Consider the following 1,625-nt stretch of genomic DNA (forward strand, 5'->3'; position numbering starts at 1 on the left):
GCCAGCCAGGTCCAGCAGGACTACGTGGCACCGCGAAGTGAGCTGGAGCAACAGATCGCAGCGATCTGGCAGGACGTGTTGAAGGTGGAGCGGGTTGGCTTGCGCGATAACTTCTTCGAACTGGGCGGCCATTCGCTGCTGGCGACACAGATGGTCTCGCGCATTCGCCAGGCCCTTGGCCTGAACCTGCAATTGCGCCAGTTGTTCGAGAACGCCAGCCTTGAGGCCTGTGTGGCCGCGCTGGTGGACAGCGATGTGGCGCGGCCGGCGAGCATCCCGCGTCTTTCCCGGGACCCGGCGCAACGGCCACTGTCCTACGCCCAGCAACGCCAATGGTTCCTCTGGCAGATGGAGCCCCACAGCGCGGCGTACCACATTCCGGCGGCGCTGCGGATTCAGGGCGCCCTGGACCTGGAGGCCTTGCAACGGAGTTTCGCCGCCCTGGTGCAGCGCCACGAGAGCCTGCGCACCACCTTCGTCCAGGTCGATGAACAAGCGTTCCAAGTCATTCACGGGCAGATGAACCCGGTGGTGATCCCGCAGATTCTCGACGGCGGCAATGAACAGATCCAGGCCTTCGTCCGCCAGCAGATCGCCCAGCCATTCGACCTGCAAAACGGCCCGCTGCTGCGGGTCGGCCTGCTGCGGGTGGCGGCCGACGAGCATGTGCTGGTGCTGACCCAACACCACATCGTCTCCGATGGCTGGTCGATGCAATTGCTGGTGCAGGAACTGATCCAGGGGTATGCCGCGTACAGCCAGGGTGAGGCCCCGGCATTGGCCGAGCTGCCGATCCAGTATGCCGATTACGCGGTGTGGCAGCGTCAGTGGATGGACGCCGGCGAGCGGGAACGGCAACTGGCGTACTGGACCGATGTGCTGGGGGGCGAGCAGCCGTTGCTGGCGCTGCCCACCGACCGGTCGCGTCCGCCCCGGCAGAGCTTTGCCGGCGCACGCCTGGCTATCGACCTGCCGCAGGCCCTGGGTCAACAGCTGCGACAACTGGCCCAGCGCGAAGGCAGCACGTTGTTCATGGTCTTGCTGGCGTCGTTCCAGGCCTTGCTGCATCGCTACAGCGGCCAGTCGGACATTCGTGTCGGCGTGCCCATCGCCAACCGCAACCGGGTGGAGACCGAAGGGCTGATCGGCTTTTTCGTCAACACCCAGGTGCTCAAGGCCGAGCTCGATCCGCAGCAGCGTTTCAGTGCGTTGCTGGCGCAGGTCAAACAGGCGGCCATCGGCGCCGAGGCCCATCAGGACCTGCCGTTCGAGCAACTGGTCGAGGCGCTGCGGCCTGAGCGCAACCTGAGCCATAGCCCGTTGTTCCAGGTGCTGTACAACCACCAGAGCGTTGCTCGCCAGGCACTGCCGTCGTTGCCTGGGCTGGTCATCAAGGCCCAGGACTGGGAAAGCCAGACCGCCCAGTTCGACCTGACCCTCGATACCCTGGAAGCCGAGGGTGAACTCGGTGCGGCGTTGACCTATGCCACTGACTTGTTCGACGCCAGCACCGTGCAACGCCTGGCTGAGCACTGGCTGAACCTGCTGCACGGCATCGTCGCCGACCCCCGGCAACGCATCGGTGAACTGCCGCTGCTCACGGCCGCCGAACAACAGCAACACAT

The 1,625-nt window shown here is 65.2% G+C and carries 1 protein-coding gene; it reads left to right on the forward strand.

Features of this window, described 5'->3' with window-relative positions; translation table 11 throughout:
- Window positions 1-1,625, forward strand: a 1,625-nt coding sequence (locus BLO80_RS28715; RefSeq protein WP_256574260.1) for a condensation domain-containing protein, incomplete at both ends; no start/stop codon positions are given.

Origin of the sequence: Pseudomonas sp. NFACC56-3 (assembly GCF_900100025.1) — a bacterium.
Lineage (GTDB): Bacteria > Pseudomonadota > Gammaproteobacteria > Pseudomonadales > Pseudomonadaceae > Aquipseudomonas > Aquipseudomonas fluorescens_AA.